Source organism: Actinoplanes lutulentus, from assembly GCF_003259845.1.
GTDB classification, from domain to species: domain Bacteria; phylum Actinomycetota; class Actinomycetes; order Mycobacteriales; family Micromonosporaceae; genus Actinoplanes; species Actinoplanes lutulentus.
The window spans coordinates 51953-78523 of record NZ_QLMJ01000021.1; the positions used below are offsets into that span (position 1 = coordinate 51953).

Genomic DNA, 26571 nt, shown 5'->3' on the forward strand with positions numbered 1-26571 from the left:
GGGACCCCTCTATGGCCGCCACGCGGAGCCCTTGGCCGACGACCCGGCAGGGCGCGAAGGACCACTCGGTTACCACCCTGCAATTCCTGTTGCTGGCCCACGGCCAGACGGTCACGGTGGACGGCGTCTTCGGCGCCCAGACCGGCGACGCGGTACGCGCGTTCCAGTGGGCCAAGAGCCTTCCGGACAACGGCGTGGTCTGCCCGGTGACGTGGGAGGCGCTGATCGTCGAGGTACGCCCCGGCGCCCAGGGCAACGCGGTCCGCGGCGTGCAGCGGGAGTTCCCCACGTCCGTCGACGGGGTTTACGGTCCCGCGACCGAGCGGGCGGTGCGCGCGTTCCAGCAGAGCGCCGCGATCCCCGCCGACGGTGTCGTCGGACGTGCGACGTGGCAGGCCCTCATCAGCCGTGAGCAGGCCGCCGAGCTCCAGCAGGCCGCGTAGTCCCCGCACGTCCCGTACGCCCCGCACCTCCCCGGATCTTGGTGAGTTTCGCCCACACGGCGACCCGAACTTGCCAAGATCGCGGGGAGGTTGGCGTCAGAGCGGCCGGGGCGCCGGCCGGTCCGGCTGGCGCTCAGTGCTGTCCCGGTGCTTGCGGGCAGGGCTCGTGGGCAGGGCTTGCGGGCAGGGCTCGCGGGCAGGGCTTGCGGACAACGCTCGCGGGCAGCGCTTGCGGACAGTGCTCGCGAACAACGCTCGCGGATAGCGTGGGCGGCTCGTCGTGCGACGTCTCGCTTGCGGGCGGAGACGCCTGGCGGTTTGCGTCGCCTACCTCGCGAGCGGAGCGCCTATCAGTGCGGCGATCGAGCTCGCGGCGAGGTTAAGACGGCGGGTTATCACGGTGAGTAGGGAATTTCCGGGGCGACCCGCTGATCTTGGAATGCCGCGGGTGCTCTGACCCCCGAAGAATTCCACGAATGCGCGACGGGCGCCGTCGATGATCACTCGCAGGCCACGCTGTGTGATCGTTGCGCTCGGATGGCTGATTGCGGGGTGGCAGGAGGCTGTCCAGATCGCGGCGAGGTCAGCGAGAGGGCGATCGCGGGCTCGGGGAGTGCCGCTCCCTGCCTCAGCCGCTCCCCGCCTCAGCCGATCTTGGCGAGTTTCGCCCAGATGGGCGGCCCGAACTTGTCAAGATCGCGGCAGAGGCGCGGGCGGGGAGCCTACCCGGGGGATGCGTGACGTCGAATTGCGGTCGGGTGTGTTCTGTCGCCGTAGGTCTCGTCGTTGCGGGGGCCAGCCGTAGCTCAGATAGGTCATCGCACCCTCATGACCTATCTGAGCTACGGCTCGCGCCGACCAGCCGTAGGCCAGACACCTCATAGCGGCCCGATGACCTATCTGAGCTACGGCTCGCCCCCAACGGTCGGCTCGCCCCCAACGGTCGGCTCGCCCCCAACGGTCGGCTCGCCCTCGGCGGACGGCTCGCCAGTTGGCGGGCGGCACGCGCCGGCGGACGGGTTCGGTTCGTCTAGCGGGGCCGGCGGCGACACCCCGTGAGCACTCCGCCTGGTGTGTGTCGAGTTGAGGCGCGTATCGAACCTGAAATCGACACAGCCGTCGGGAACGCGCTGCGGTTGCCGTCGGGGCTGTGGTTCGGGGACCACTATCGTCGCGACCACTATCGCCGCGACCACTATCGCCGCGGGAAAGCCCCGGGGCGCAGAGGCGATCACGAACGAACGTCCCCTGCCAGCGGGACTTCAACGAGTCAGCAGGGAGAGCCCGCCGGGCGGATGCCGGGGCTCAGGACGGGCTGCGGCGGGAGGCCAGTGCCGCCACCGGGTCGAAGCCGAACGGGAGCTCCAAGCGGTGGGCGCTCATCAGCGAACGGTCGGCCAGCAGGTCGACCGTCGGGCCGTCGGCTACCAGGCGGCCCTCGTCGAGGATCACCGCGCGGGGGCACAGCTCCAGGGCGTACGGGAGATCGTGGGTCACCATCAGGACGGTGACCGGTAACGATTCCAGGATTTCGGCCAGTTCGCGGCGGCTGGCCGGGTCCAGGTTGGAGGACGGTTCGTCCAGGACCAGGATCTCGGGGCGCATCGCCAGGACGGTCGCCACCGCCACCCGGCGGCGCTGGCCGAACGAGAGGTGGTGCGGGATCTGGTCGCGGTGCGCCGACATGCCCACGGCGGACAGGGCTTCGTCGACGCGATTATCGAGCTCGGTTCCGCGTACCCCGAGGTTTGCCGGACCGAAAGCGACGTCTTCCGCGACCGTCGGCATGAAGAGCTGGTCGTCGGGGTCCTGGAAGACGATGCCGACCCGGCGGCGGATCTCGGCGATCGCGGCGCGATCGCTCGGCGTGACCGGGAGACCGGAGATCTCCACCCGGCCGGGACCGCCGTGCAGGATGCCGTTGAGGTGCAGGACCAGCGTGGTCTTGCCGGCGCCGTTCGGGCCCAGCAGCGCGACCCGCTCACCCTGGGCGAGGGTCAGGTCAACCCCGCGAAGCGCTTCGCGCCCATCCGGGTACGCGAAATGCAGCCCGGAGATGGTCAGCGCAGGTTCAGTCACGTTGATCATGTTAGAACGAGGCCGGCGACCGCGATCCCGGCGGCCGCCACCGGCAGCATGGCCGAAAAAGCCCACTCCCGGACCGGCGCCGAGCCGGAGGTGGTCTGCGGCAGGCGGCCGGTGTAACCGCGGGACAGCATCGCGAGGTAGACCCGCTCGCCGCGCTCGTAGGAGCGCAGGAACAGCGCGCCGATGCCGACCGCGAACGCTTTGACCTGCCAGAGGAAGCGCGGGTCGTAACCGCGGGAGAGGCGGGCGATGCGCATCCGGCGCGCGTCGTCGGCGAGTACGTCGATGTAGCGCAGCATGAACGTCATGATCTGGGTGAAGACCGACGGGCAGCGCAGCCGGTCGAGGCCGAGGACCAGGTCACGCATCGTGGTGGTGGCGGCCAGCAGCAGCGAGGCGAGGACGCCGAGGGTGCCTTTCGCAAAGATGTTCCACGCGCCGTAGAGGCCGTCGATCGACAGGGACAGGCCGTGCCAGTCGACGCGCTCGCCGTGCCCGGCCAGCGGCAGGGCCACCGCGAGCAGCACGAACGGCAGCTCGATGGTGGCGCGTTTGGCCAGCCAGAGAGCCGGCACCCGGGCCAGGACCGCGACCGCGGCGATCAGCAGCGCGTAACCGCCGAACGCCGCGAACTCGGTGCGGGGCGTGACCACCACGACCACGGTGAACAGGACCACCGCGGCGATCTTCACCTCGGGGGAGAGCCGGTGCAGCGGGCTCTCCCGATCGAGATAGAGCGGAGTGCTCATGGAGCCGGCGTCGAGGAACGGCGGCGCAGCAGCCAGAACAGGCCGCCGCCGATGCCGAACGTCACCAGCACCCCGAGGATGCCGGACAGCCCGGTGGAGAGGTACTCGTTGTTGATGCCCTTGATGCCGTAGTCCGCGAGCGGGCTGTCGCCGAGCTGGTGCTCGCCCTCCTGCTGGGCCATGCAGGTGCCGCCGGTGATCTCACCCTCGGCGTTGACGGTGCAGCCCTCACGGGCGGCGTAGTCGAGGCCGTCCGGGCTGCCGGAGGCGAAGCTGGAGACGACGCCGGCGAGGAGCAGGGCGACGAGGAGCCCACCCACGATGAAAAGCTTCTTGCTCATGCGGTCACCGCCTGCGTCGAAGCCGTCCGGAAGTGGCGCAGCGCGTAGACCAGGTCGGGCCGGACCCGGGCGACGGTCATCACCGTGGTGGCCGCGATCAGGCCCTCACCGATGCCGATCAGCACGTGCACACCGGCCATCGTGCCGGCGATCGCGCCGAGGGAGAGCTCGGTGGTGCCGCCGAGGGAGTACTCCAGGACGAAGCCCATCGAGGCGACGACCACGCCGACGATCGAGGCGATGAACGCGGTGGCGCCCAGCCCGCCGACGTTGCGCGGGAGGATCCGCAGCAGGGCGGCGACCAGCAGGTACGCCGCGGCGGTGCCGATCAGGGCCATGTTCGTGACGTTCAGCCCGATGGCGGTGAGGCCGCCGTCGGCGAACAGCAGGCACTGCACGATCAGCACGGTCGCGACGCAGAGCGCGCCGACCCACGGGCCGACCAGGATGACGGCGAGGGTGCCGCCGAGCAGGTGGCCGGAGACACCCGGCAGCACCTGGAAGTTGAGCATCTGAACGGCGAAGATGAACGCCGCGACGAGGCCGGCCATCGGCGCCAGCCGGTCGTCGAGGTCGGTCTTGGCCTTGGTGACGCAGACCGCCAGGCCCGCGACCGCAATGACTATGAAGGCCGCCGAGACGGGACCGCTGATGATCCCGTTGGCGATGTGCATCGCCTGTGTGTCCATGCCGCGAGCATATTAGGAACACTCTGCTGTTGCATATACCTGGCAATTAGGGGAGTGGTGATCTTCACTCGATGATGACGTCCCCGACATCTCGGCGCGGCGAGGGGTGCCCGGCACGGCCGTAACCGACCCGGACCGCCATCTGCGGGAAGCCCGTCCTGCCCAGCGAGCGGCGCAGCTGGTCGCGAGCGGGCGGCACCTCGATCGGCTGGGAGATCAGCGACGCGGCCAGCCCGGCGTCGGTGAGGGTGAGCAGCACGTTCTGCAGCGCCTGCCCGGCGATCACCTGATCGAGCCGGCGGTCGCCGGGTGTGCCGAGGATGCCGATCAGCGGCTCCGGCTCGTAATCGCGGCCCGGCCCGCGCCGGCGCCCGGCGAACGAGCGCTGCGGGATCAGGTCCTGCGGTTCGCCGACCGGCGCGCCGACGGAGACCGGCATGCCGTCCGGCGCCTCCTCGGTGCCGGTCCAGGTGATCAGCTCGGCCTGGTACCGGTCGTCGCGGCGCAGCACCCGGTCGGCACTGTGCGCGACCTCGGAGAACCCGGTCAGCGCGGTCATCCCGACGAGCAGGTCCAGCCAGGCGTTCTCGGCCTGGGCCGCCTCGATCAGCCGGATCCGGACGTCGGCGGCCACCGGATCGGGCCAGAACGGGTCGCGGTGGCTGTGCCGGCGGCCGATCGCGGTGTAGCGGTCGCGTTCGGCGTACGTCGGCGGCCGGTGCCGTCCCGGGGTGAGGCGGGCGATCACCTCGGGGTCGTCCGGGGGCAGCAGCCGGACCTCGGCCGGCGTGCCCGCCCAGGCCAGCGCGAGGCGCGCGTTGAACGTGGCCGCGCCGCACGCCAGGCGCAGGGCCCAGCCGCCATGGTCGGCCACCGGCAGCTGCCGGCGCGCGTCGGCGAGGATCTCGATCCCGCCGTCCCGCAGGCGGAACGCCCACGGCTGGGTGTTGTGCATCGAAGGCGCCTGGATCGCGGCCGCTGCGGCGCGCCGCAGGTCCGACTCGTCGTAGCGGTTCATCCTTCAACGGTGGCCCTCCGGGCCACCGTTTCTTAAGAGTCGAAGGTCCCGAGAGGCACGCGCCAGGTGACCAGGGTCCCGCTTCCGTCGGTACGCGGACCGGCCTCGAACGTGCCACCGAGATCACCCGCCCGCTCGGCCATGTTGACCACACCGCCGCGGGCCAGGGCCGGATCCATCCCGGTGCCGTTGTCCTCCACCATCAGGATCAGCTCGCCGCCGGCGACCCGGACCGAGACACGGACGTCGGTGGCGTGCGCGTGCCGGGCCACGTTCGACAGCGCCTCGCGCAGCACGGCGGTCAGCTCCGGGACGATGTCGTCCGGCACCGCGCTCTCCACCGGCCCGGACGTCTCCAGATCGGGCCGGAACCCGAGCGTGGCGGCGGCGTCGTCGACGGTGTCCCGCAGCTCGTTGCGGAACGTGGCGCCGATCGGCGCGCGCAGCTCGAAGATCGAGCGGCGGATGTCGCGGATCGTGGCGTCCAGCTCGTCGACGGCCGCGTTGATCCGCTTGGCGACGTCCGGCCGGACGGCCTGCGGCGCGGCGGCCGCCTGCAGTTGCATGCCGGTGGCGAACAGCCGCTGGATCACCACGTCGTGCAGGTCCCGGGCGATCCGCTCGCGGTCCTCCAGGACGGCGAGCAGCTCGCGTTCCTCCTGGGCGCGGGCCCGTTCCAGCGCGAGCGCGGCCTGGCCGGCGAAGGTGGAGAGCAGGATGGCGTCGTCCGCGATCAGGTCGGACCGCTGGCTGACGATCAGGACGCCCTGCGGCATGTCCCGCCCGGCGAGCGGCGCGGCCAGCGCCGGTCCGGCCGGCACCGGGCCCGGCCACTCGGCGGCGGACCGCAGGTCGTCGAGCACCTGGTACGGCGGACCGCCCAGCAGAACACTGAAATCGCCACCCACGATGCGCCCGGCCATCCCGGCACAGGACGGGTCGGCGCCGTCGGCCACCTCGATGGTGAACCGGGCGTTCTCCTCGTCGTGCAGCAGGACCAGGACGAGCTCGGCGCCGGCCACCTCGCGGGCCCGGCGCGCGATCAGGCGCAGCGCCTCGGTACGCCGGACCGTACCGAGCAGCACCCCGGTGATCTCGGCGGCCGCCTCCAGCCAGCGTTGCCGCCGCTGGGCCACCTCGTAGAGCCGCGCGTTGTCGATCGCGACGCCGGCCGCGGCGGCGAGCGCCACCACGATCTCCTCGTCGTCCTCGCTGAACTCGGCGGCGCCCTTCTTCTCGGCCAGGTAGAGGTTGCCGAAGATCTGCTCCCGGGTGCGGACCGGTACGCCGAGGAAGCTGTGCATCGGCGGGTGGTTCGGCGGGAAGCCGTACGAATGGGGGTGCCTGGTGATGTCCGGGAGCCGGACCGGGTACGGGTCGGTGATCAGCAGGCCGAGCACACCGCGGCCGTGCGGCAGGTCGCCGATCCTCGCGTGCGCCGCGGGCGGGATGCCGTGGGTCACGAAGTCGGAGAGATGATCATGGCCGGGGGCGAGCACGCCGAGCGCACCGAACCGGGCACCGGCCAGCGCGCACGCCGCCTCCACGATCCGCTGCAGGGTGCTGCGCAGGTCGAGGTCGGTGCCGATGCCGACGACCGCGTCGAGCAGGGCGCGCAGGCGCTCCCGGCTGGTCACGATGTCGCCGACCCGGTTCTGCATCTCCTGGAGCAACTCGTCGAGACGGACCCGGGAGAGCGGGCTCAGGCCGAGTGAGGGGGTCGGTGCGTCGGACACGAGCCGAGGCTACCTCCGGGACCAATGGCCCTAGGTGCGCGGGCCGATCGGAGAGCAGGATGGATGCATGATCCGAGTCTTTCTCCTCGACGACCACGAAGTCGTCCGCCGTGGCCTCATCGACCTGCTCCAGGCGGGTGGCGACATCGAGGTGATCGGCGAGTCCGGGTCCGCCCGGGAGGCGGCAGCGCGGATCCCGGCGCTGCGCCCCGACGTGGCGGTGCTCGACGCCCGGCTCCCGGACGGCAACGGCATCGACGTCTGCCGTGACGTCCGGGCCGTCGACTCGACGATCAAAGGACTGATCCTCACGTCGTACGAGGACGACGAGGCGCTGTTCGCCGCGATCATGGCGGGCGCGTCCGGTTATGTGCTGAAGCAGATCCGCGGCACCGACCTGGTCGACGCGGTCCGCCGGGTCGCGGCCGGACAGTCCCTGCTGGACCCGCAGGTCACCCAGCGGGTCCTCGAACGGATCCGCAACGGCGTGGAGCAGCCCCGCGAGCTGGCGTCGCTGACCGACCAGGAGCGGCGGATCCTGGAGCACGTGGCGGAGGGCCTGACCAACCGGGAGATCGCGGCGCGGATGTTCCTGGCCGAGAAGACCGTGAAGAACTATGTGTCCAGCCTGCTCGCGAAGCTGGGGCTGGAACGGCGTACCCAGGCGGCGGTGCTCGCCACGAAGCTGCTCGGCGACCACAGTCATTAGTTTTGACTTATCTCCGGCGGGGGTAAGGAATCGGGCGCACATCGCGCGTAGACCCGGGGTTTGTGAATTGAGTGCGTTGACCGCCCACCTTGATGTTCCGCTGGACACCGGCGCGCCCGGCGTGGCCCGCCGGGCCGTGGTCGCCATGCTCACCGGCTGGGGTTTTCGCGACCCCGACTGGCTGGACAGCGCGTCCGTCGTGGTCAGTGAGCTGGTCAGCAACGCGGTACGGCACGGCGGCGGCTGCGTCGAGCTGCAGCTGGAGGCGCACGACGGCCGGGTGGTTGTCGCGGTGGCCGACGGTTCCGTGGCGGTGCCGCGCCGCCGTGACCCGGACGGTGCGGGCGGCCGGGGGATCGCGCTGATCGAGGCTCTGGCGGCCGGCTGGTCGGTCCAGGACTACCGGGGCGGCAAACGGGTGTGCGTCGAACTGTCCGCGAACGATCAGACGGTGAATCGCTGAGCGGCGTCGCGTAGCCGGTCCGCCAGCTGCTGCACGTCCTCGGCCGTCCGGGCGGCCAGGGTGACCGCCTCCCGGCTGGACGCGGTGCTCCGCGCGACACTGGAGATGTTGTTCGCGATGTCGGTGACGCCGGTCGCGGCCTCGCCGACACCCCGGTTCATCTCGGCCGTGGTGGCGCTCTGCTCCTCGACCGCCGACGCGATCGTGGTCTGGAACTCGCTGATCTGCTCGATGATCCGGCTGATCCCGTCGATCGCGGTGACCGCCTGCCCGGTGTCGCTCTGGATCGCCTCGACCCGGTTCGCGATGTCCTCGGTGGCCCGGGCGGTCTCCTGGGCGAGGTCCTTGACCTCGCTGGCGACCACGGCGAAGCCCTTGCCCATCTCGCCGGCGCGGGCCGCCTCGATCGTGGCGTTCAGCGCCAGCAGGTTGGTCTGCTGGGCGATCGCGGTGATCGTCTTGATCACGTCGCCGATCTGCGCGGACGACTCGCCGAGGCGGTTGATGGTCGCGCTGGTCGACTGGGCCGCGCCGACCGCGTCCGAGGCGACCTGGGCGGCCTCCGCCGCGTTGCGGGAGATCTCGCCGATCGCCGCGCCCATCTCGGTGGAACCGGCGGCGACCGTGTTGACGTTGCCGGAGACCCCGGCGGCGCTCGCGGCGGCCAGCCCGGCCTGCTGGTCGGCCTCCGCGATGGACGTGTCGATCCGGGTGCTGACCTGGCGCATCGTCTGCGAGGCCTCGGTCAGCCGGCTGCCGTTCTCGATGATCTCCACGACGGTGGCCCGGACCCCGGTGATCGCCTCGTCGACGGCTCGGCCCATGTCGGCCATCTCGTCGGTGCCGGAGGTGTCGACGCGTACCGTGAGGTCGCCTTTCGCCATCCCGCGCAGCGCGTGGACCAGCCGGGTCGCCGGCACGACCACGCTGCGGGTCACCGCGATCGAGAAGAGCAACGCCGTGACCAGGGCAAGAACAGAGACCACGATCATTACGGTACGCAAGGACGACGCCTCCGCCCGAGCGTCCTCCGCCGCGGCGCCGGCCCGTGCGGTGACCGACCCGACCAGGGCGTCGGTGTCCTCCACGATCTTGAAGTAGATCTCGTAGCCGGAGCCCAGGATGATCGCGTTGCCCTCGGCGATCTGTCCGGCCGTGTAGAGCGCGATCAGCTGGTCGTCGGCATCCCAGTACTTCTCCCACTGCCCGGTGATCTCGTCGAAGTACGCGCGCTCGGCGTCGTTCATGGCGCCGGTGTCGACCTCGGTGAGCAGCTTCTTCAGCGTGGCGGCGCTGGCCAGGAACCCGGCCCGGTTCACCTCGTCGGGATCGACGGCCTTCTTATACCCGATCCGATACGCGTCCCAGGCGACCGCGAGCTGCCAGCCGGAGACGTCGGCGTTGTAGAACTTCTGCTCGTCGACCTGGCGCATCAGCCCCTGGAGCCGGTGCAGCTCCTCGGTGGCGTGCTGCTGGCGGGTCAGCCCGACGGCGCCGATGCCGACCGCGACGCCGAGGAGCACGAGCACCACCAGGAACGAGGTGCCGAGCCGCCCGGCCAGCCGGAGCCGTCGCAAGATCGCCATGCAAACTCCCGCCTCGAACCGCCCGTCCTAGGGAAATTCGGCAGGATCGGTACGGGACTGAGCGTCAACGGGATCAGACGGGCAGAACCATCCGGACCGTCGTTCCCTTGCCCTCACCGGGCGAGGTGATCTCGAACGTGCCGTCGTGCGCCCGCATGATCCGTTCGACGATGGCGAGGCCCAGGCCGACGCCGGGAACGGCCTGCTCCTGGGCGTGCCGGCCACGGTAGAAGCGCTCGGTCACGTGCGGCAGCTCCTCCGCCGCGATGCCGGCGCCCTCGTCGCTGACCTCGAGGCCGTGCGGCAGCACCCGGACTGTCACCGTCGTACCGGTCACGCTGAACAGGACAGCGTTCTTGATCAGCTGCTCGGCGGCCTGGCTGAGCCGGGTGAAGTCGCCGGTTACGCGTACCCTCTCGTCCTTGGTCTCGATCTCGATGCGCACGTCGCGCTGCGCGGCCTGAGCCCGGCAGGAGGCCGCGCTCGCCTCGGCGATCGCCACCAGGTCGACGCCGCCGCGCAGCAGCGGCAGCGGCGTCGCCTCCGGACGGGTGCCGGCGAGCAGGTGATCGACCATCCGGACCAGGCGGTCGCCGTTGCGCTGGATCGGGTCGATCAGGCGGCGGTACGGGATGAGCTCCTTGTTGTCGGCCAGCAGCTCCAGGTAGCCCTGGATCGTGGTGACCGGGGTACGCAGCTCGTGCGAGACGGTCGCGACGAAGTCCTCCTCGCGGCTGATCGCCCGGGAGAGCTCGTCGCCGACCTCGGCGAGCAGCAGCCGGTTGCGGACCGCGGAGAGGTGGCCGGCGGCCTGGCCGGCCATCGTGGTGAGCAGGTCCATCTGGCGGTCGCCGGCCGAGCGCGGCCGGTCGTCGAGCACGCACATGGTGCCGAGGATGTGGCCGTCCTCGTCGCGCAGCGGGACGCCGGCGTAGAACCGGATGTTCGGGGCGCCGATCACGTTTTCCCAGGTCCGGTAGACCGGGTGGTCCAGCGCGTCCTGCACGATCAGGGACATCCGGCGGTCGACGACGCGGTAGCAGAAGGACGTGTCCAGCGGGCCGCCGTCCGAGGGCATGCCGGTCTTGCCGGCGAACCACTGGCGGTCGCGGTCGATCAGCGTGACGGTGGACATCGAGGTCTCGAAGACCGAGCTGGCGAGCCGGGTCAGCTCGTCGAGCACCACCGGGCGAGGGGCGTCGAGCAGGCGGTAACTGTGTACCGCAGCGAGACGGGCGTCTTCCCCTACTGCGCTCACGTTTGTCATCCGTTTCTCCAGGGCCGCGATGGCGGCACTCCGCCGGGACGTGAGACGCATTTCGGCCGGTCGGGGCCTCCGCTTGAGGAGATCCGGCGGAAATTACACCTTCGCCAGACGCTTATGTGAGCGTTGTGGGTGGCGATATGACCATGCGTAACAACCGCTATACACGAGGTGAGGGACCACGGATGGGGACCGAGCTGTTCCGGTCGGCCGGCGCCGACAAGGGTAAGCCTGTCGTACTTCTCGTCGACGACGAGGACACCGTGCTGCAAGCGCTCGCGCTGCAGCTCGGCCGTGATCACAAGCTGCTGACCGCCTCCGACGGCGTCGAGGCCCTGCAGGTCCTGGCCGAGTACGGTCCGGTCGCCGCCGTGATCAGCGACATGCGGATGCCGAACATGGACGGCATCGAGCTGATGCGCCGGATCGCGGTGGAGTACCCGGACACCACCCGGGTGCTGCACACCGGGCACGGCGACATCGAGACCGCGATCGCCGCGATCAACTCCGGCGGGGTCTACCGGTACGTGCCGAAGCCGGCCGGCACCGACGAGCTGCGCAGCGTCGTCGGCGACGCGGTGGCCCGGCACGGCGAGGCGATGCGCGACCGGGAACTGCTCGACACCACGCTGCGCGCCAGCATGCAGGCCCTGTTCGGCTGCCTCGAACTGGCCAGCCCGGTGGCGTTCGCCCGGGCCGGCCGGATCCGCTCGCTGGTCGTCGAGATCTGCCACGAGCTGCAGCTCGACGGGCTCTGGGAGATCGAGGTCGCGGCCATGGCGTCGCAGCTCGGCGCGGTGACCGTGCCGCCGGCGGTGCTCAAGAAGCTCGACCGCGGCCAGCAGCTCGGCCCGGACGAGCAGGCCATGGTCAACGGCATGCCGCGCGCCGCGGTCCGCCTGCTGCGCGACATCCCGATGCTGCACGACGTCGTCGCGATCGCGTCCGGGCTGGCCGGCGACCCGCCGCCCGAGGAGGGCCGGTCGGCGCTGGTCGAGGCCGGGATCAACGTGGTGCGTACCGCGATCGATTACGAGATCGTCGAGTCCCGGTCGCCGACCAACGCGATGGCCATCGCCGCTCTGGAGGAGCGGGGTGACGGCGCGGCGCACGTGCTCGCCGCGCTGCGCAAGGTCAAGGGCGTCCGGGCGCACCAGGAAGTGGTGAAGTCCGTCCGGATCATGGAGCTCGAGGTCGGCATGCGCCTGGCCGAGGACGTCGTCGCGGTCAACGGCCTGGTGCTGATCGGCCGGGGCACCGTGGCGACCGAGGTGATGCTCGACCGGCTCACCAACTTCGCCCGGGTCGTCGACATCGTCGAGCCGGTCCTCGCGGCCGTGCCCGATTACCACAAGTACCTGGTCCGCAAGGAGAAGCGCTGACCAGCGGTCACGCTTGAAAGTCATCGGCCACCTCGGTGACCGCCCGCAGCGCCTGAGCGACCTCGTCGCGCAGGCGCTGCGCCGTCGTGGCGGGGTCGGAGCGGATCCCCTCGCGGGCGTCCTTCTCGACAGCCGCGCAGAGCGCTGAGAGGGCGCTCGCGCCGATGTTGGCGGCCGAGCCCTTGAACGCGTGCGCCCGCTCCCGGATGTCGCCGGTGCCGCCGTTCTCCAGCACGAAGATCAACTCGTCGGTGGCGACCGGCGCCTTCGCCGCGAAGGCCCGCAGCAGTTTCACCAGCAGGGCGCGCTCGTCCGGGCCTGGTTCGCCGCCGGTGATGTCGTCCAAGCGGGTGCGGACCGCTGCGACCCGGGCATCATGTTCCGCCGGAGGCGCGACGCTTGCCATGCTGTCATGGTGCGCCGCGCCTACCGGGGCTCGCCGGGTTTTTACCGGCTTTTACGCTCCCCAGCTTGCCTGGACGCCACCGGCGCGCTCGGTTGCCGCTGTTTGTGCGTACCCGGAGAGCTGGAAAGCCGCCACCGGATCGCGGGGAAGGCCACGCGCCTCGCGCCGGTCCGCAAGGACCGCGCGGACATCGGTCTCGTAAGCGTCCATCAGCACCGCGTTGGCACCCAGCACGTCGCCGTCACGCTGCGCGGTGGCGAGCGCCGCCTGGTCGATGAGCAGCGCTTTCGCGAGGGCCTGCTCGACGTTGAGCACCGAGCGGATCTGGCCGGGGATCTTCTCCTCGATGTTGTGGCACTGGTCCAGCATGAAGTTGACCTTGGATTCGGGCCGGTGCGCGCCGGCCGCCACGATCTCCGACATGATCCGGAAGAGCTGGAACGGGTCGGCCGCGCCCACGATCAGGTCGTCGTCGGCGTAGAAGCGCGAGTTGAAGTCGAACGCGCCGAGCCGGTTCTGCCGCAGCAGCTGCATCACGATGAACTCGATGTTCGTGCCCGGCGCGTGGTGACCGGTATCGAGCACGACCGTGGCCTGCTCGCCGAGGGCCAGGCAGTGCAGCAGCGAGGTGCCCCAGTCCGGGATGTCCATGCTGTAGAAGGCCGGTTCGAACAGCTTGTACTCCAGGAGCATCCGCTGGTCGGGGTCCATCGCGGCGTAGATCTGCTGGAGCGAGTCGGCGAGCCGGTCCTGCCGGCCGCGCAGCGAGTCCTGACCGGGATAGTTCAGGCCGTCCGGCAGCCAGATCTTGATGTCGGTGGAGCCGGTCTGTCGCATCACGTCCAGGCACGCCAGGTGATGGTCGACGGCTTTGCGGCGGATCGCCGGGTCCGGGTTGCAGAGCGAACCGAGCCGGTAGTCGTCCTCCTGGAAGAGGTTGGAGTTGATCGCGCCGATCTCTATTTTTAAAGAGTCGGCGTGCGCTTTGAGGTCCGACCAGTCGTCGACCACGTCCCACGGGATGTGCAGCGAGACCCGGTTGGCGAGCCCGGTGAGCTTGTTGACCTGCGCGGCATCCGAGATCTTTTCGTACGGGTTCCGGGGCACACCCTTGGTCGTGAAGACCTTGAATCGGGTGCCCGAGTTGCCGTATGCCCAGCTCGGAACCTCGATGGTGAAGTCGTCGAGATCGGCGAGAGTCATTGGGCGCCTCCATACTTGCGGTTCGTGAGCCCGTTGAGCAGCGCCGCGAAGACGAGCACCGCCCCGAGGGCGAGGAGCTGGTACTGCGAGCCCTCGTTGCCGACGAAGGCGAGCAGGATGCCGGCGTTGAGCCAGACGATGAGCAGGGTGGCGAGCACCACGCCGGCGACCCGGCCGATGCCGCCGGTGATCGCCACGCCGCCGAGGACGGCGATGGTGATCGCGGGCAGAGCCATGCCGTTGCCGGAGACACCGGCGTCCGGGCGCGCCGAGGCGAACTGCGCCACCGTCACGACCGCGACAAGACCCGAGATCAAACCCGCATAGACGTACGCCTTGAAGCGCGTGTCGCGGACCGGAAGGCCGGACCAGCGGGCGGCCACGTCGTTGGTGCCGATCGCGTAGAGCCGTCGGCCGTACGCGGTCCGCGCCATCAGCAGCCAGACCGCCACGACCGTGGGCAGCAGGAACGTGAAGATGCCCAGCGGGATGTCCGGGATGTACTGCCCGATGATCGGGATCTCGACCGACTTGCTCAGCGAGAAGAGCTGCTGGATCGGCTCGGTGCTGATCGGCTGCTGGTTGTTGATCACGATGGCCAGGGACTTGAACGCGTAGAACGTCGCCAGGGTCGCGATCAGCGCCGGGAATCCGATGTAGGAGACCAGGAAGCCGTTGACCGCCCCGCACAGCGCGCCGAACGCGGCCGTCGCGATGATCGCCAGCCAGAGCGGCCAGCCCCACATGCCGTACGCGAAACCGAAGACCATGCCGGCCAGGCTCACGATCGCGCCGACACTCAGGTCGATGCCGCCGCGGCCGGAGAGGATGACCAGCATCTCGGCGAGGCCGAGCATGGCGAGGGGCACCGCGTTGATCAGCGACGCCGACATGTAGTCGAAGTCGTAGGGTGCCGTCAGGTATCCACCGGCGTCGTTGATGAAGAAGGTGACGACGACGAGGACGATGAGCACCGCGAGGAGCGGGATCCGCTGGGTAAGGAAAAGTCGTACAAAGTCGGTTTTTTCTTTGGGGGGTGCTTCCGCGACCGTCATCGGTTCCTCCTCGCCCTGGCACGCAGCAGGTCAGCGCCGACCGCCACGATGATGAAGATGCCGACGAACAGGTCGGACAGCTGCGAGCGCCAGCCCAGCTGGGTCACCCCGGACGACACGGTCTGCACCAGCAGCGCACCCAGCATGGTGCCGAGCACCGATCCCCGGCCGCCCATGATCGACGTGCCGCCGATGACGACCGCCGCGATCACCGCCAGCTCCTTGCCGGAGCCGACCGACTGGTCCAGCGTGGACGTGCCCTGCGCGATCACGAAGCAGGACGCCAGGCCGACGAGCACACCCGTGATCACATAGGCCAGCAGGACCCGGCGCTGCACGCGGACACCGGCCAGCCGGGCCGCCTGGGCGTCGCCGCCGATCGCGAAGAAGTGCCGTCCACCGGCGGTGTGCCGCAGGTACCACCAGGCCGCCGCCGTGATCAGCACGGTCGCCAGGAAGGCGTGCGGAACACCGAGGGTACGGCCGTCCGGCCCGCGCCCGAAGAAGCCGAGCGTGCCCGGGATCCCGTTCACCGTGCCGGACCCGAAGATCCGCAGGCCGAGGAACATGAACAGGTTCGCCGTACCGAACGTGATGATGATGGCGTGCACCCGGCCGTACGCGATCAGCACGCCGTTGACCAGGCCCAGCACCGCGCCGGCGATGATCGAGATGAGCACCGCGACGCCGAGGTTCACGCCCGAGCCGACAAGGGTCTTCGCCGTGATGACCGAGCAGACCATGATGGCGCCGCCGACCGACACGTCGATGCCGCCCGTGATGATCACGATGGTCATGCCGACGCCGACCAGGGCGATCGGCGCGGTCGCGACCAGCAGTGGCTGGATCGAGCCGGCGGTGAGGAAGGCCGGGGTGCTGACGGCGAGAGCGGCCCAGAGGATCACGATCACGCCGACCAGCACGAGTTCCTGGCCGGTGATCGGGCTGGGCAGGTTTTTGATCTTGGAGGTTCTCGGTGCCTTCGGCTCCGCGACGGTCGTCATTCGCTTCCTCCCGCGGCCGCGGCCAGCAGGTCGACCTGCTTGGCGTCCGGGCCGAACTCCACCGTCGTCGTGCCGCCGCGGACCACCTGGATGCGGTCCGCGATGCGTAGCGCCTCCGGCAGGTCGGAGGTCACCACGAGCACCGCGGTGCCCTCCTCGGCCAGCTCGGTGATCAATCGGTGGATCTCCTCCTTGGCGCCGACGTCGACACCCTGGGTCGGCTCGGCCAGGATCAGCACTTTCGGCCGTTCCACCAGCTGGCGGGCGAGGACGACCTTCTGGGCGTTGCCGCCGGACATCGCGCTGATCGGCTGGCGCTCGTGCGGTGTGCGTACCGAAAGGCGTTTGATCATGTCGAGGGCCAGGGCCTTCTCGCGGGCGCGGTCGACGAACACGCCGAGCTTGGAGAGCAGCGTGAGGTGGCCCGCGGAGATGTTGAAGGCGATCGACTGGAAGCCGAACATGCCCTCGACCTTGCGGTTGGCCGGCAGAAGCGCGATCCCTTTTCTTTTTGCTTCTTCCGGATTTTTCGGACTAGCCGGTTCTCCGCCGATTTTGAGTGTTCCGCCGGTGGCCCGCTCGATGCCGTAACAGCAGGCCGCGATCTCCGAGACGCCACTGCCGACCAGGCCGTAGAGCGCGACGATCTCGCCCTTTTTCACCTGCACATTGACGTTCTTGAACTTGTTCGTCCGGCTGAGGTCGATCAGCTCCAGCACGGGCGGTCCCTGCGGGACCTCCCGCTGCGGCCGCGTGTCAGAAAGCTCCTCACCCACCATCAGGTGAGCGATCTGGCGCACGCTCAGATCACCGATCGGGTACGTCCCAATGGTTCGCCCGTCCCGCATGACCGTCACCTCGTCGGCGATGCGGAACAACTCGTCGAGCCGGTGCGAGATGTAGATGACGCTGACGCCCGAGGCGGTCAGCCGCCGCACCACGCCGAACAGGGTCTCGATCTCGGCGTCGGTCAGGATCGCCGACGGCTCGTCGAGGATCAGCACCTTTGCGTCGCCGGACAGCGCCTTCGCGATCGAGACCTGCTGCTGCTCGGCGATCGAGAGGTCGCCGACGGTTGCCGTGGCGTACCGGGCCGGGAGGCCGAGCAGCGCGAGCAGCTCGACCACCTTGGTGTTCTGGCCGGCCCAGTCGACTCTTCCCTGTTTCTTGAGCTCCTTGCCGAGGAAGATGTTCTCCGCGACGGTCAGCTCCGGGAAGAGCTGCGGCTCCTGATAGACGGTCGCGATGCCGAGCGCGATCGCGTCGGTGGTCGACCCGATCCTGACTTTCTCGCCGGCCCACTCGATCTCGCCGGTGTCCGCCGTCTCGGCCCCGGCGACGATTTTGATCATCGTGGACTTGCCGGCGCCGTTCTCGCCGACCAGGGCGTGCACCTGGCCGGCCTGGACGGTGAGGTCGGCATGCTGAATGGCCCGAACCGCGCCGAACCGCTTGGAAACAGCGGTCAGGCGCAGCCGGGGCTGTACTTTTTCCTGGGTCATTCGTTTTTCCCGGGTCGTCGGCTCAGTAGTTGAACTGGTCGACGTTCTGGTCGGTGATCGCGAGCGCCGGGCCGAGGAGCAGCATCTTGTCGGCCTCGGTGTAGGCGACCGCGGACAGGTCACTCGACACGTTGTTGCTCGCCGTGAACGGCTTGCCCTGTGCGAGCTGCGCGCCGGCCCAGGCGGTCAGGTAGCCCAGGTTCTCCACGTCCCAGAGGATCGCGGCGGTCGACGACTTGTCGGTCAGGTACGGCTTCATCGACTGCGGCGTACCGAGGCCCACCGTGAAGACCTTGCCGATCTTGCCGGCGTCCTTCACGGCCTGCGCCACACCCGGCGCGGAGCTCGTGCACTCGCCGACCAGGCCGGTCAGGTCCGGGTGAGCGTTCATCAGGTCGGTCGCCATCTGGGTGGCCTTGGCCTGGTCCTCACCGGCGTAGACGATGTCCACGATCTCGGCGTCCGGGTACTTCGTCTTCGTGTACGCCTTCTGCACCTCGATCCAGGAGTTCAGGTTCTCGGCGGTCTGGCCGCAGGAGACGATCGCGTACTTACCCTTGCCGCCCATCGCGGTCAGCAGCGAGTCGGTGAGGCCCTCGCCGATGCCCTGAGCCGTCGCCTGGTTCACGAAGACCTCGCGAACGCTGCTCGGCGCGTCGGTGTCGGCGGTCGCCACGTGGATGCCGGCGTCCTTGGCCTGCTGCAGCAGCGGGGCCATGCTGTCCGGGTCGTTCGGGGCGACGATGAGGGCGTCGACCTTCTGCTGGATGTAGGAACGGACGATGTCGGCCTGCGCGGCGGCATCAGCCTGGGTCGGACCCTGGTAGAGCCACTCGACGTTGCCGAGCGCGGCGGCGGCTTCCTTGCCGCCGGCATTCATCGCCTCGAAGTAGGGCACGCCCTGCAGTTTCGGGACGAAGGCCACCTTGTATGTCTTGTCGCCGGTCGCGTCACCGCTTGCGGCAGTGTCGTCGTTTTTCTTGGTGCATCCGGTGAGAGCCAGAGCAGCAGTCGCGGTGAGTGCGACGGCAGCGGCGAACCGAGGACGCATGACGCCTCCAGATAAGGACAACTTGAAACGTTCTAGCGGGGGTGTGACTCACGTTACGATCCTGTTAGGGCTGGGTCAAGAGTTGAGCCCGGATGCGCTTGAGGATCGTTGTCAGCCTGGGCGAGCGCGCGGGGCGAAGCGGGGTGAGACGTTTCAATGGGTGGGCGCGCAGCAACGAGCCCCGGCCGGTTTCGTCCGGCCGGGGCTCAGGTGCCTAGGGCCCATGCGCGTCGGGAGCTCACCGTGTGCCCGGGTCCACGCCCCGGGCAGCAAGCGCTGGAGGTCAGCGCGCTCGGCGGATCAAGACCACTCCTATGGCGGCGATGGCGACGGCCGCGCCTAGCAACGCGTAGCGGCGTGGCTCCTCGACGAACCGGCGCGGAACCGAGCCGATCGCCGCCGTAGCCTGCTCCGCTGCCTCAGCGGCGGCCTCCACCACGTGCGCGCCGGTCTCCGCCGCCGATTGGCGGACGAGTCCGGGAGCGCCGGCCTCCGCAGCCGGGGCCGCGGCGGTGTCGCCTGTACCGGTCCGGGCCGCCGCATCAGTCTTCTCGACGCTCGCGGGTGCGGAAGTGCCGGTCGCGGTCGTCTGACCGCCCACCGCAGCGGGCTGGCCTTTGACCTCGGTCGGCTTCCCCGCGTCCGCATCCGCGTCCGTGGAGGGCTTGGCCGCAGGTGCTGGCGTGGGCACGGCCGGTGCCGGCATGGCCTTTGGCGCCGCGGGTGCTGGTGTTGGTGCGCCCTTGGGTACCGCGGGTGCTGGTGCTGGTGTGGCCTTGGGCGCGGCGGGTGTTGGTGTTGGCGTGGCCTTTGGCGCCGCGGGTGTGGGTGTTGGTGCGGTCTTGGGTGCGGCGGGTGCTGGTGTGCTCTTCGGTGTCCCGGCTGTTGATGTCGTTCCTGGCTTGGGCGCCGGTGCCGGCTTGCGGCCGGGAGTCGGTGGGGCCTCGCCGCGGGCTGGTTTGGCGGGGCCGGGGCCGGTTCGGTTTTGATTGGGTGGAGGCGCCGGTTTGGGGCCTCCCGGTTTTGAGCTGTTCTGTTTCCGCTCCGGTCCGCCGCGTCCCTGCGCGGGCCTGGCTGTGGCGTTGACCCCGGAAGCCGGGCCGGGTCGCGGGGATCGCTCACCGGGCGTGGGTGACTCGCCGGTGTTCGACGAGGCGCCATGGGTGGGCGTGTGCGCTCCCGGGTTGTGCTGCCGCGAACCCGCGGATCCGTCCGCCTCCTCTGACCGCGACCGGGACCCTGAGCTGGGGCTCTCCGAGTTGGTCATGAGTGCCTCCCGGTCCGGGCGGCGGTCATCAGGGTGTCGACGTCGCGGCGGCCGCTTGCCATCGCCGCTTCGGGTGACGGGGGCACCGCCTGCTGGACCTCGTTCTTGCCGGCCGCAGCGGCGATGCCGGCCGCGGCGAAGAGCACCACGGTCACGATCAGGGCGGCCGCCCACACGGGCAGAACCAGCGCCAGCGCGGCGCCGGCCGTGACGAACAGGGCGCCGAGGCCGTACCAGGCGATCACCCCGGCACCGCCCAGCAAGCCTGCGCCCTTGCCGGCCTTCTTGCCCTTCTCCACCATCTCGATACGGGCGAGTGCCAGCTCGTCGCGTACCAGCGTCGTCACCTGTTCGCTGAGCCGGCCGACCAGTTCAGCGGTAGACGCCTGATCGGCGCGTGCGTCTGTGTGGGTCATCGTCCCCTCCGTCCTGCACGGATATCCGGGACATGTCGTACCCCTGCGAATCCCGACTAATCGCTCCAACCCCTGGTCCGGGCCACCCGAAGTCGACACGGCGTCTCCAGGGCGACCCACATGGCGCGGCCGGCGGGGGAGCACCACCGATCTTGAGCGATTCTCGACACTCGGCGGTGGAAAGTCGCTCAAGATCCGCCAAGGCGACCGCCCGGGACGCGAGCCGTAGCCCAGAGAGGTCATCGGGGCGGATGACCTCTCTGAGCTACGGCTCGCCTAGCGGTCGGCTCGCTCGGTGGTTGGCTTGCCTGGCGGTTGGCTTGCCCGGCGGTCGGCTCGCTCAGTGGCCGGGTTCGGTCCGGTTGGCAGGGCCGGCACCATCACGCCGCGAGTGCCCCGCCCGGTGCGTGTCGAGTTGAGGTGCGTGTCGAACCCGGAATCGACACAGCGCAGGTGGTCGCGCGGTGTGTGTCGAGTTGAGGTGCGTATCGAACCCCTAATCGACACGGGACAGGTGTTTCGCGGGGTGTGTGTCGAGTTTGGGGGCGTAGCGAACCTGAAGTCGACACACTCGCCGCGCCGCGCCGCGCCGAGCCGAGTGGGGCGGGGCGGGGCCTGGAGCGGGCTTGGGCTGAGCTGGAGCTGGGCGGCCGGGCTGAGGATTGGGGCGGGGCTTCAGGGGGTGGGGGACCAGGCTGAGGTGATCAGGGTGCGTAGTTCGGTGTGGGTGGGGGTGTCCGCTGCTGCCAGCAGGCCGCCTTCGCCGGTGTGCAGGGGCTGGCCCTTGATGCCGGTGACCGTGCAGCCCGCGGCCTGGCAGATCGCGATGCCGGCGGAGAAGTGGACGCTGTCCAGGACCGGGCCGTATGTCACGTAGGCCGCTCGCCGGCCGGCGGCCACCCACAGCAGGGCGAGGGTGGTGGAGAGCACGCGGGGGCGGAACCGGCCGGTGAAGCCGGGTTCGGACAGCAGGAGCGCGGGGTGGCTGGGGAACGGCGGGTCCAGGTTCACGTCGACGAGGTCGGACGTGGCGGAGGGGTGCAGGGGGTGGTCGGCGCCGTCATGGCGTACCCATGCGGTGTGTCCGTCGGTCCAGAAGGTCTCGCCGCTGAAAGGATCTGTGGCGGCGGCCGCGCCGATCGCGCCGGAAGGGAGTCGCAGGGCGACGTTGACCGCGACCAGGGGGTTGCGGACCGCGTAGTTGAGCGTTCCGCAGAGGGGGTCGACCAGCCAGCGGCGGGTGGCGCCGGCGGGCCCGGACGAACCACTTTCCTCGCCGGTGACCGCGTCGTCCGGGCGTTGGGTGCGCAGCACTGCGAGAATGGCGCGTTCGGCGGCGATGTCGGCTTCGGTCGCGAAGTCGCCGGCGGTTTTCTCGACACGGCCCAGCTCGGTGCCGTATCGGGAGCGGACGACGGCAGCGCCGGCTTCCGCGGCGGCTATGGCAGTCTCATGATCGTCAAACGGCACGCGGACCAGCCTAGGTCCGACCGGCAAACGCGCCCCGGGACAGGCATCAACCTAGATTCCTAGGATGCCTTAGCGGGTGTGCGGAGTGGCACGAACGGGAACGACGGCACGCAGTTATACGGGCTGGAAAGTACGACACGGACTAGCGAGCCGACCACGGCTCGGTGCGGGCGACACGCGTGGCAGGCACGGCCTACGTTGGGGAAGCTCGCGGAGAGGGTATGACGGAACCTATGCCCGATGCGCCGACGATCCTTGCCGGGCGGTACCGGCTGGGCGAGCTGCTGGGCCGCGGCGGGATGGGTGCTGTGCACCTGGCCCGCGACGAGACCTTGCAACGCGATGTCGCGGTCAAGGAGATCGACCAGCCTCCGGGTGAGGACGGCAGCGCCGCTGCGCGCCGCACCCTGCGGGAGGCACGCGCGGCGGCTCGGCTCAGCCATCCGAACGTGGTCCAGGTGTACGACGTTCTGCAGCTGGACGGGCGTACCTGGATCGTCATGGAGTACGTGCCGTCCCGGTCGCTGCGCCAGGTCATCGCGGAGGAGGGTCCGCTGGATCCGGCCCGGGTCGCGCGGATCGGCATGGAGCTGCTCGGCGCGCTGCGTGCCGCGCACCGGGGCGGTGTCGAGCATCGGGACGTGAAACCGGCGAACGTGCTGCTCGCCGACGACGGCCGGGTGCTGCTGACCGACTTCGGCATCGCGGCCATGGACGACGACTCGGTGATCAGCCGGTCCGACGTGGTGGTGGGTTCGCCGCACTTCATGGCGCCGGAACGGGCCCGGCTCGGTGTCAGCGGGCCGGAGGCCGACCTGTGGTCGCTGGGCGCGACGCTGTACGCCGCCGTTGAGGGGCGTTCGCCGTACGAGCGGGGCTCGACGATGGCGACGCTGACCGCGCTGGCCACCGAGGAGCCGGAGCCGCCGGTTCATGCCGGACCGCTGCGGCCGGTGCTCGACGGGCTGCTGCAGAAGGATCCGGAACGACGGATCGGGATCGAGGACGCCGAACGACTGATTCGTCAGGCGTTGGACGAGACCGGTGCTATTTCCGTACCCGGGAATGATGAGGAAGAGGCCGCGGCCTCGCGCATTCCCGCTCAGCGCACCGAGGTGCTGCCTGGGGATGACCGCGGAGAGGGAGCGGGCAAAAATCGCCGGCGTCTCGCGGTGCTCGGTGCCGCTGTCGTGGTGTTGCTGACCGGTGGGCTGGCGTGGGCTGTCGCCGGGCGGGACAGTGGCGATTCTGATCAGCAGGCGACGCCGCCGGCGGCGACCGCGCAGGTGACGAGTCCGGCGGCGCCGAGTCCGCCGGCCAGTTCTCCGACGAGCGCTCCCGCCACATCGGCGAGTGCGGCGCCGTCGGTGTCGCCGTCGGTCAGTGCGAGCGCTGCGGGTGAGCGTCCTGTTCTTCCGGCGGGGTGGGAAGAATATAAAGACAAGAGCGGATATTCCGTGTACGTCCCCAAGGGCTGGAAACACACGCAGGAGGGGACGCTGGATTACTTCCGGGGCGACGGCAAGGTGCTCGGCATCGACCAGACCGATACGCCGCGGTCGAACCCGGTCGCGGACTGGCGCAATCAGCGTGACGCGCGGGTGTCGGCGGGTGACTTCCCGAAGTACGACGAAGTGAAGATCGCGTCGGTGAAGTACTTCCAGAAGGCGGCGGACTGGGAGTTCACGTTCACCAGGAACGGCACCCGTCAGCACGTGAACAACCGTGGTGTCGTAGTGAGTTCGAAGAAGGCCTACGGCTTTTACTGGCAGACCAAGGACTCGGAGTGGGACGACTCCCGGGCCGACCTGCAGCTGGTCTTCGACAGCTTCGTCCCGAAGAAGTAGGTCAACGGGCGACGCCCAGGGTTGCTGCCTGGGCGGCCCTGGCCAGCTGGGCGGACACCTCGTCGTGGTCGGCGGCGACCAGGCCGACCGTCACCCGCAGGTGGGGCTCCATGCCGGGGCCGACCGCGAACGCGGTGCCCGCCGCGGCGCCGATGCCGGCGCTGGCCAGGCTCAGCAGCGCGGCCTGTTCGTCCTCCACCGGCAGCCAGATGTTGAGGCCCTCGCCCGGTGGTAGCGCGATGCCCGATGCCGCCAGGCCGGAGGTGATCAGGCGGCGGCGCAGGGCGTACTCGTCGCGGGCGGAGCGGACCGCTTTGACCGAGGCCGGGTCGGTCAGCAGCGTGAGCAGCAGGTGTTGCAGCAGGCGGCTGGTCCAGCCCTGGCCGAGCAGGCGGCGTTCCAGGATCGGGTCGAGGACGGTGGCCGGGCCGCTGACCGCGGCGAGCCGCAGGTCGGGGCCGTGCGACTTGGAGAAGCTGCGGACGTGGATCACCTGGCGGGGCAGGTGGGTGCCGAGTGAACAGAGCGGACCGGCGGCCAGGTCGCCGGCGGAGTCGTCCTCCACCACGTACACCTGCGGGTGTGGCGCGAGGACCGCGGCGAGTGCGCTCGCCCGGGAGCCGGACCACGACGCGCCTGTGGGGTTGAGAGCGCGCGGTTGCAGGAAGACGGCGGCGGGCCGCCGGGCGAGGGCCGCGGCGAGCTGGTCCGGCAGCATGCCGGAGGCGTCCGTGCCGACGCCGATGACCGGTACGCCGAGCACTTCGAGCAGGTCCAGCAGTGGCGGGAAACAGGGGTTCTCCACGACGGCGAGGTCGCCGAGGCGCAGCAGGGCCGAGGCGACCTGGTCGATCGCGTCCATGGCGCCGTCGAAGATCGCGAGGCGTTCCGCCGGGTAGGGCCACTGATCGCGCAGCAGTGCCCCGAGGGCAGGCAGCACCGGTTCGTCGAGATATGACGAGGGTGCGGGGGAGAGTCCGTGCAGAGCCGGGATCGGCGGCAGCAGCGCGGGGTCGGGCACGCCGGTGGAGAGGTCGAGGCCGAATCCGGAGGTGCGGCGCAGCGCCGCGCGGTAGCGGCCGGGACCGCCGGTGCCGGCGGTGGCGACGACAGTGCCGCGCCTGCCGTCCGTCCGGATGGTGCCGGCCCGGCGCAGCAGCTGCCACGCTGCGTTGACGGTGCTGGGGGAGAGGTGCAGCTCGGCGGCGACCGTGCGGACCGGTGGGAGTTTGGCGCCGGGGGCGAGCGCGCCGTCGCCGACGGCGCGGCTGACCGCTTCGGCGAGGCCGCGGGCACTGGGATCGATGAGCCGTTCCATCACCGCGTTGAGCATTTTGTGACAGTACAGATGAGGCATTGTTCGGTCCAGGGTCGTCACATAACCTCAGGCCATGAATCACATTGCGCACTGGATCGGTGGCGCCGAGCGCGCCGGTGTAAGCGGCCGGGTCGGACCGGTCTTCAACCCCGCCACGGGTTCGCAGATCGCTGAAGTTGATCTTGCTTCCAAAAAAGAGGTCGATGACGCGATCGCGGTCGCGAAGGAAGCCGCCAAGGCGTGGCGGTCGGCGTCGCTGTCCAAGCGCTCCGCGGTGTTGTTCAAGTTCCGCGAGCTTTTGCATGAAAAATCCGGCGAACTCGCAAAAATCGTCACCACTGAGCACGGCAAGGTGCTCGCCGACGCGGCCGGTGAGATCGCCCGGGGCCTGGAGAACGTCGAGTTCGCCACCGGCATCCCGCACCTGATGAAGGGCAACTTCTCGGAGCAGGCCGCCACCGGCGTCGACGTGTACTCGATCCGGCAGCCGCTCGGTGTGGTCGCCGGCATCACCCCGTTCAACTTCCCGGCGATGGTGCCGCTCTGGATGTGTGCCACCGCGATCGCGGCCGGCAACGCGTTCGTGCTCAAGCCGAGCGAGAAGGACCCGTCGGCGTCGCTCTTCCTGGCCCAGCTGTGGAAGGAAGCCGGCCTGCCGGAGGGCGTCTTCAACGTCGTGCACGGTGACAAGGAGGCGGTCGACGCCATCCTGGTGAACCCGGACGTCGCCGCGGTCAGCTTCGTCGGCTCCACCCCGATCGCGAAGTACATCTACGAGACCGGTACGTCGCACGGCAAGCGCGTACAGGCCCTCGGTGGCGCGAAGAACCACATGATCGTGCTGCCGGACGCCGAGCTCGACGCGGCCGCCGACGCGGCGATCAGCGCGGGTTACGGCGCGGCCGGCGAGCGCTGCATGGCGATCTCGGTCGTGGTGGCCGTCGGTGACATCGCCGACCCGCTGGTCGAGGCGATCGCGGCGCGCCTGCCGAAGATCAAGATCGGTGACGGGTCTGACCCGTCGTCCGAGATGGGGCCGCTGATCAGTGCTCAGCACCGGGACAAGGTCGTCGGTTACATCGCGGCCGGCGAGTCCGAGGGCGCGACGCTGGTTGCCGATGGTCGCGATATTTCCGACATCTCGGAAAAGGGCTTCTTCCTGGGTGCCACTCTTCTCGACAACGTGACCCCGAGCATGACCGTCTACACCGACGAGATCTTCGGCCCGGTGCTCAGCGTCGTCCGCGTCGAGACCTACGCCGAGGCCGTCGAGCTGGTCAACAACAACGAGTTCGGCAACGGCACCGCGATCTTCACGCGGGACGGTGGCGCCGCCCGGCAGTTCCAGTTCGACGTGAACGCGGGCATGGTCGGCGTGAACGTGCCGATCCCGGTGCCGGTGGCGTACTACTCGTTCGGCGGCTGGAAGGCGTCGCTCTTCGGCGACAGCCACATGTACGGCCCGGACGGCATCCACTTCTTCACCCGCGGCAAGGTCGTCACGTCCCGCTGGCCGGACCCGGGAACCTCGGCGATCGACCTCGGCTTCCCGCAGACTCGTTAA

24 protein-coding genes are annotated in these 26571 nt (G+C 69.8%); 6 read left to right on the forward strand and 18 right to left on the reverse strand.

The features are described 5' to 3' along the window. The first annotated feature begins 11 nt into the window (after positions 1-11). The gene (locus tag B0I29_RS35775; protein ID WP_111653577.1) at positions 12-443 is read left to right on the forward strand and encodes a peptidoglycan-binding domain-containing protein; all 432 of its coding nucleotides are present in this window, start codon (positions 12-14) and stop codon (positions 441-443) included. A gap of 1305 nt (positions 444-1748) precedes the next feature. Here B0I29_RS35775 and B0I29_RS35785 read toward each other — a convergent pair. The 6 genes from B0I29_RS35785 to B0I29_RS35810 form a co-directional block, all read right to left on the reverse strand. After that, positions 1749-2522: an energy-coupling factor ABC transporter ATP-binding protein gene (locus tag B0I29_RS35785; RefSeq protein WP_375790653.1), complete on the reverse strand. Its 774-nt coding sequence runs from the start codon at positions 2520-2522 to the stop codon at positions 1749-1751. A 5-nt stretch (positions 2523-2527) separates the two neighbouring features. Then, on the reverse strand, positions 2528-3280 hold the full coding sequence (gene cbiQ / locus B0I29_RS35790) for a cobalt ECF transporter T component CbiQ (protein WP_111653580.1): 753 nt from the start codon (positions 3278-3280) through the stop codon (positions 2528-2530). Next, the gene (locus B0I29_RS35795) at positions 3277-3621 is read right to left on the reverse strand and encodes a PDGLE domain-containing protein (RefSeq protein WP_111653581.1); all 345 of its coding nucleotides are present in this window, start codon (positions 3619-3621) and stop codon (positions 3277-3279) included. Before B0I29_RS35795 ends, cbiQ begins: the two co-directional genes overlap by 4 nt. Continuing rightward, complete coding sequence (locus tag B0I29_RS35800; protein ID WP_111653582.1) at positions 3618-4310, reverse strand: energy-coupling factor ABC transporter permease; 693 nt, start codon at positions 4308-4310, stop codon at positions 3618-3620. Before B0I29_RS35800 ends, B0I29_RS35795 begins: the two co-directional genes overlap by 4 nt. Positions 4311-4374: 64 nt before the next feature. Then, on the reverse strand, positions 4375-5328 hold the full coding sequence (locus B0I29_RS35805; RefSeq protein ID WP_111653583.1) for an Acg family FMN-binding oxidoreductase: 954 nt from the start codon (positions 5326-5328) through the stop codon (positions 4375-4377). A gap of 32 nt (positions 5329-5360) precedes the next feature. After that, entirely contained in the window at positions 5361-7064 is a 1704-nt protein-coding gene (locus B0I29_RS35810; protein WP_375790652.1) for a GAF domain-containing sensor histidine kinase, read from the reverse strand. A 67-nt stretch (positions 7065-7131) separates the two neighbouring features. Here B0I29_RS35810 and B0I29_RS35815 point away from each other — a divergent pair, with 67 nt between their 5' ends. Both B0I29_RS35815 and B0I29_RS35820 read left to right on the forward strand, forming a co-directional pair. Further along, on the forward strand, positions 7132-7773 hold the full coding sequence (locus tag B0I29_RS35815) for a response regulator (RefSeq protein WP_111653584.1): 642 nt from the start codon (positions 7132-7134) through the stop codon (positions 7771-7773). A 67-nt stretch (positions 7774-7840) separates the two neighbouring features. Beyond that, complete coding sequence (locus tag B0I29_RS35820) at positions 7841-8236, forward strand: ATP-binding protein (protein ID WP_111653585.1); 396 nt, start codon at positions 7841-7843, stop codon at positions 8234-8236. Here B0I29_RS35820 and B0I29_RS35825 read toward each other — a convergent pair. Then, complete coding sequence (locus B0I29_RS35825; protein ID WP_111653586.1) at positions 8218-9822, reverse strand: methyl-accepting chemotaxis protein; 1605 nt, start codon at positions 9820-9822, stop codon at positions 8218-8220. The two genes, B0I29_RS35820 and B0I29_RS35825, sit on opposite strands and share 19 nt — an antisense overlap. 73 nt (positions 9823-9895) lie before the next feature. Next, entirely contained in the window at positions 9896-11080 is a 1185-nt protein-coding gene (locus B0I29_RS35830; protein ID WP_111653727.1) for a sensor histidine kinase, read from the reverse strand. A 191-nt stretch (positions 11081-11271) separates the two neighbouring features. On the opposite strand from B0I29_RS35830, the gene B0I29_RS35835 reads away from it, so the two are divergent. Further along, a complete protein-coding gene (locus B0I29_RS35835; protein ID WP_111653587.1) occupies positions 11272-12468 on the forward strand; it encodes a response regulator in 1197 nt (398 codons plus the stop codon). Between the two features lie 7 nt (positions 12469-12475). Here the strand turns inward: B0I29_RS35835 and B0I29_RS35840 are convergent, their stop codons facing one another. From B0I29_RS35840 to B0I29_RS35880, 9 genes are all read right to left on the reverse strand, one after another. Continuing rightward, a complete protein-coding gene (locus tag B0I29_RS35840) occupies positions 12476-12874 on the reverse strand; it encodes an Hpt domain-containing protein (protein WP_111653588.1) in 399 nt (132 codons plus the stop codon). A 51-nt stretch (positions 12875-12925) separates the two neighbouring features. Then, complete coding sequence (gene rhaI / locus B0I29_RS35845; protein WP_111653589.1) at positions 12926-14077, reverse strand: L-rhamnose isomerase; 1152 nt, start codon at positions 14075-14077, stop codon at positions 12926-12928. Next, positions 14074-15132, reverse strand: coding sequence for an ABC transporter permease (locus tag B0I29_RS35850; RefSeq protein ID WP_111653590.1), 1059 nt, complete (start codon positions 15130-15132; stop codon positions 14074-14076). Before B0I29_RS35850 ends, rhaI begins: the two co-directional genes overlap by 4 nt. Next, a complete protein-coding gene (locus B0I29_RS35855) occupies positions 15129-16136 on the reverse strand; it encodes an ABC transporter permease (protein ID WP_111653591.1) in 1008 nt (335 codons plus the stop codon). Before B0I29_RS35855 ends, B0I29_RS35850 begins: the two co-directional genes overlap by 4 nt. After that, positions 16133-17638: a sugar ABC transporter ATP-binding protein gene (locus B0I29_RS35860; RefSeq protein WP_111653592.1), complete on the reverse strand. Its 1506-nt coding sequence runs from the start codon at positions 17636-17638 to the stop codon at positions 16133-16135. The genes B0I29_RS35855 and B0I29_RS35860 overlap by 4 nt, the downstream gene beginning before the upstream one ends. Positions 17639-17660: 22 nt before the next feature. Beyond that, positions 17661-18689 (reverse strand): autoinducer 2 ABC transporter substrate-binding protein, encoded by a 1029-nt coding sequence (locus B0I29_RS35865; RefSeq protein ID WP_111653593.1) that lies wholly within the window; start codon positions 18687-18689, stop codon positions 17661-17663. Positions 18690-18972: 283 nt separating this feature from the next. After that, positions 18973-19380: a hypothetical protein gene (locus B0I29_RS35870; protein WP_146617006.1), complete on the reverse strand. Its 408-nt coding sequence runs from the start codon at positions 19378-19380 to the stop codon at positions 18973-18975. Between the two features lie 572 nt (positions 19381-19952). Next, complete coding sequence (locus B0I29_RS35875; protein ID WP_111653595.1) at positions 19953-20372, reverse strand: phage holin family protein; 420 nt, start codon at positions 20370-20372, stop codon at positions 19953-19955. Between the two features lie 675 nt (positions 20373-21047). Beyond that, positions 21048-21842 carry an inositol monophosphatase family protein gene (locus B0I29_RS35880; RefSeq protein ID WP_111653596.1) on the reverse strand — a complete coding sequence of 265 codons (795 nt, stop codon included), beginning with the start codon at positions 21840-21842 and terminating at the stop codon, positions 21048-21050. Positions 21843-22063: 221 nt separating this feature from the next. Between B0I29_RS35880 and B0I29_RS35885 the strand changes: the two genes are divergently transcribed. Then, a complete protein-coding gene (locus B0I29_RS35885) occupies positions 22064-23689 on the forward strand; it encodes a serine/threonine-protein kinase (protein ID WP_245973033.1) in 1626 nt (541 codons plus the stop codon). 1 nt (position 23690) lies between these two features. On the opposite strand, the gene B0I29_RS35890 is transcribed toward B0I29_RS35885, so the two are convergent. Beyond that, positions 23691-25022: a GntR family transcriptional regulator gene (locus B0I29_RS35890; protein WP_181558149.1), complete on the reverse strand. Its 1332-nt coding sequence runs from the start codon at positions 25020-25022 to the stop codon at positions 23691-23693. Positions 25023-25080: 58 nt separating this feature from the next. Here B0I29_RS35890 and B0I29_RS35895 point away from each other — a divergent pair, with 58 nt between their 5' ends. After that, the gene (locus B0I29_RS35895; protein ID WP_111653599.1) at positions 25081-26571 is read left to right on the forward strand and encodes a CoA-acylating methylmalonate-semialdehyde dehydrogenase; all 1491 of its coding nucleotides are present in this window, start codon (positions 25081-25083) and stop codon (positions 26569-26571) included.

Excerpts from the sequence above, each read along its gene's own strand:
- B0I29_RS35775 (WP_111653577.1), top strand. The coding sequence starts at position 12 with ATGGCCGCCACGCGGAGCCCTTGGCCGACGACCCGGCAGGGCGCGAAG.
- cbiQ (WP_111653580.1), bottom strand. The coding sequence starts at position 3,280 with ATGAGCACTCCGCTCTATCTCGATCGGGAGAGCCCGCTGCACCGGCTC.
- B0I29_RS35795 (WP_111653581.1), bottom strand. The coding sequence starts at position 3,621 with ATGAGCAAGAAGCTTTTCATCGTGGGTGGGCTCCTCGTCGCCCTGCTC.
- B0I29_RS35800 (WP_111653582.1), bottom strand. The coding sequence starts at position 4,310 with ATGGACACACAGGCGATGCACATCGCCAACGGGATCATCAGCGGTCCC.
- B0I29_RS35805 (WP_111653583.1), bottom strand. The coding sequence starts at position 5,328 with ATGAACCGCTACGACGAGTCGGACCTGCGGCGCGCCGCAGCGGCCGCG.
- B0I29_RS35815 (WP_111653584.1), top strand. The coding sequence starts at position 7,132 with ATGATCCGAGTCTTTCTCCTCGACGACCACGAAGTCGTCCGCCGTGGC.
- B0I29_RS35825 (WP_111653586.1), bottom strand. The coding sequence starts at position 9,822 with ATGGCGATCTTGCGACGGCTCCGGCTGGCCGGGCGGCTCGGCACCTCG.
- B0I29_RS35835 (WP_111653587.1), top strand. The coding sequence starts at position 11,272 with ATGGGGACCGAGCTGTTCCGGTCGGCCGGCGCCGACAAGGGTAAGCCT.
- B0I29_RS35840 (WP_111653588.1), bottom strand. The coding sequence starts at position 12,874 with ATGGCAAGCGTCGCGCCTCCGGCGGAACATGATGCCCGGGTCGCAGCG.
- rhaI (WP_111653589.1), bottom strand. The coding sequence starts at position 14,077 with ATGACTCTCGCCGATCTCGACGACTTCACCATCGAGGTTCCGAGCTGG.
- B0I29_RS35850 (WP_111653590.1), bottom strand. The coding sequence starts at position 15,132 with ATGACGGTCGCGGAAGCACCCCCCAAAGAAAAAACCGACTTTGTACGA.
- B0I29_RS35855 (WP_111653591.1), bottom strand. The coding sequence starts at position 16,136 with ATGACGACCGTCGCGGAGCCGAAGGCACCGAGAACCTCCAAGATCAAA.
- B0I29_RS35860 (WP_111653592.1), bottom strand. The coding sequence starts at position 17,638 with ATGACCCAGGAAAAAGTACAGCCCCGGCTGCGCCTGACCGCTGTTTCC.
- B0I29_RS35865 (WP_111653593.1), bottom strand. The coding sequence starts at position 18,689 with ATGCGTCCTCGGTTCGCCGCTGCCGTCGCACTCACCGCGACTGCTGCT.
- B0I29_RS35875 (WP_111653595.1), bottom strand. The coding sequence starts at position 20,372 with ATGACCCACACAGACGCACGCGCCGATCAGGCGTCTACCGCTGAACTG.
- B0I29_RS35885 (WP_245973033.1), top strand. The coding sequence starts at position 22,064 with ATGACGGAACCTATGCCCGATGCGCCGACGATCCTTGCCGGGCGGTAC.
- B0I29_RS35890 (WP_181558149.1), bottom strand. The coding sequence starts at position 25,022 with ATGCTCAACGCGGTGATGGAACGGCTCATCGATCCCAGTGCCCGCGGC.
- B0I29_RS35895 (WP_111653599.1), top strand. The coding sequence starts at position 25,081 with ATGAATCACATTGCGCACTGGATCGGTGGCGCCGAGCGCGCCGGTGTA.